The organism is Arthrobacter sp. B0427-1-12 (assembly GCF_059092905.1).
Genome location: NZ_JBNHIC010000131.1, coordinates 1 through 2,545, shown reverse-complemented (window position 1 = coordinate 2,545; position 2,545 = coordinate 1). Strand labels below are relative to the sequence as shown.

Below are 2,545 nucleotides of genomic sequence, written 5' to 3'. Positions count from 1 at the left end.
TGCTATTCGCCCTTCCGTTCCGCGAGCATGCCGTAACGCGTCGAAACGATGACCTCGTCACGCTGGTTGAACGTCGAATGCGAGAACACGATCTCGCCACGCTTACCCTTGGGAATGAGGTCCTCGACCACCGCCGCACTGTAGATGACGTCTCCGACGTTCAGCTCGTTGCGGAACTCCACGAAGTCGAACTGGAGGAACGCCACGAGCTTCTCTGGGAGGAACGATCGTCCGGGGGCCTGCTGCAACAGACACATGCCGACCGCGAGCGTGTACAACGGGGGCACGAAACGCTCCGGAGCATCGTCCTCCGGGCTGCTCATGAGCAATGGCCGAAGATCGTGGGTGTAGCTCGCGTAGGCGCGCACCCCATCTCCACGAATCTTCAAGTACGGGCTACGGATGGTCTCACCCTGCTCGTAGTCGTCGAACCAGACCTTCATCTCAATCCTCTCCTCGGCAGCTCACTTCGGCCTGGCCCACGAGAGCCAAGCCACGATCATGCTGCGTGCCCAGACCATCCGGTCAGAGCGGCTTCGTTCAGGAAGATCGAACCGCTTCCACCGGCTCGACCGTGGCCACGGGTGATCCGGTGACATCCGCGATAATCGTCCTTACCGGCAGCCCGGGGCGAAGATCCGCCACGTCGGGTCCGGTCATCAGGGTCGGAATGTGGAAGCTCTCCTCGATCAGGTTCGGCTGGACGAAGACCGTCGCATACGGCATGTGATCCAGAAGCCTTCTGGGCACGGAGTAACCGGGCGTGGCCTCACCGCCGGTGACAGTGACCCAGCTTGTCACCGTTGCATCGCCGCCGACGTCGCACCAGTTCAGGTCCATCGAGTGGCAGCTGCTGCACGCCAGCATCGGGGGGAACTGCGCGTGGTCGCACCAGGCGCACACCTGGGCGAGAACCCGCCGCTCGTCGGCAGTGAGAGACCGGAACTGTTCAGCGAGGCCGGTCCCGCCGCCCGCTAGGTCGCAGGAGGCAATCACGGAATGATTCGTAGACACTGTGCGAGCTGCTCCATCTCTCGGGTATTCCCGTCCGGCGCGAGTGGCTGCATGGTGGACGACACTGTTCGCGCAACATGCCGTTCACATCGCCGGCAATCAACCGGTTGATTGGTTGATCTTCGCAGAAGACCTACGACGAGTCAACCCTACGCGTTGACTCATCAAAGATGCCCGCGCAGCTGCTATCGAAGAATCATTTGAGGTTGCCCGCGTAGCGGCGTGTCTGCCGGGGCGGCGTCCGTCGGCCCGGCATGCTGAGCATGGAGCTGTCGATGGGTGAACGCAGGGCTGTCACCAAAACCACTGCTCTCCGGTATGCCCGGTCGGACCGGGCGGCCAAGAAGGCCATCCTGGACGAGTTGTGCGCGTTGACGGGCTGACACCGGGACCACGCACGCAGGGCGCTGCGGCAGTCATTGGTGCTCAAACCTGTCAAACCGCGGCCGCCGCTCTACCCGGAGCCGGTGATCGAGGCGCTGCGGTTCTGCCGGGCCGTCCAGGGCATCCCGTGCGGGCGGCTGCTCGCGGCGGCGCTGCCGGACCTGGTGCCGCGCCTGCGCCGGTTTGAGGAACTGCGGATCGATGACGCGACCGCGGAGTTGCTGCTGAAGATCGCCCCGGCAACGATCGACCGCCGGCTCAAGGCCGATCGGGCAAAACCGGATCCGCGGGGACGCTCGCATACCAAACCCGGGACGCTGCTCAAGGACTCGATTCCGATGCGTACCTGGGCCGAGTGGAACGATGCCAATCCCGGGTTCATGGAGATCGATCTGGTCGGCCACGAAGGCGGCAACAGCAAGGGCGAGTTCTGCTTTACCCTCTATATCACCGACATCGCGACCGGCTGGACCGAGACCGTCTCGGTGAAGAACAAGGCCCAGAAATGGGTGTTCGCCGCGCTCAAGGAGGCCACCGCGCGGTTCCCGTTCCCGATCCTGGGCATCGGCCCGGGGCAACGGCTCTGGACTTGCTGAACCGGATCCGGGCGCTGCAGCGGCTGCCGGCCAACCACTTCGCACCCCAGCAGAAGCTCATCGAAAAGGTCAGAAACGAGGCGAAGGTCAGCAAGAAATACGGCGCTCCGGCCACGCCGTACCGGCGGATGATCACGGATGCCGGCACCGTCCGCAAGGCCGTCAGGACCAGACTGACAAGGAAAACACGCCCCTGAACCCGGCAGCCATCCAGCGCCAGGTCCAGGCCCTCTGCGCCGAACTGCTCATCCTGACAACAGCAAAACAAGGCGGACGACCCCAACCTGTCATGCGGGCAAAATCAAATGATTCCACGAATCAATCTACGCGGGCATCTTGACATGATCCCCCGGGCCCTATTGCATCCCGCACAGCACCCGGCCGTCCGCAGGAGCCGCAAAGCGCTCGGCACCATAGAGTCCCCACAATGCCCCGCGTCACCATCGAGCGGGATGAGATGTAGCCGTCAGGGCCAGTTGCCTGCTAGGGTGATTCAACCGATCATTTGGTTGTCTGAGACGCAAGAGGAGATCCAATGCCAAACAAGCAAG

General features: G+C 63.2%; 4 protein-coding genes. 2 read left to right on the top strand and 2 right to left on the bottom strand.

The window, feature by feature from the left end; genetic code table 11:
• Positions 1–2: 2 nt before the first annotated feature.
• Both AC5RWU_RS24100 and AC5RWU_RS24095 read right to left on the bottom strand, forming a co-directional pair.
• Complete coding sequence (locus tag AC5RWU_RS24100; RefSeq protein WP_494037351.1) at positions 3–443, bottom strand: MaoC family dehydratase; 441 nt, start codon at positions 441–443, stop codon at positions 3–5.
• 97 nt (positions 444–540) lie between these two features.
• Positions 541–1,014 carry a Zn-ribbon domain-containing OB-fold protein gene (locus tag AC5RWU_RS24095; protein WP_493986692.1) on the bottom strand — a complete coding sequence of 158 codons (474 nt, stop codon included), beginning with the start codon at positions 1,012–1,014 and terminating at the stop codon, positions 541–543.
• Positions 1,015–1,436: 422 nt separating this feature from the next.
• Here AC5RWU_RS24095 and AC5RWU_RS24090 point away from each other — a divergent pair, with 422 nt between their 5' ends.
• Both AC5RWU_RS24090 and AC5RWU_RS24085 read left to right on the top strand, forming a co-directional pair.
• Positions 1,437–1,994 (top strand): hypothetical protein, encoded by a 558-nt coding sequence (locus AC5RWU_RS24090; protein ID WP_493986691.1) that lies wholly within the window; start codon positions 1,437–1,439, stop codon positions 1,992–1,994.
• Positions 1,988–2,191 (top strand): hypothetical protein, encoded by a 204-nt coding sequence (locus tag AC5RWU_RS24085; RefSeq protein ID WP_493986690.1) that lies wholly within the window; start codon positions 1,988–1,990, stop codon positions 2,189–2,191. Before AC5RWU_RS24090 ends, AC5RWU_RS24085 begins: the two co-directional genes overlap by 7 nt.
• Positions 2,192–2,545 lie beyond the last annotated feature (354 nt).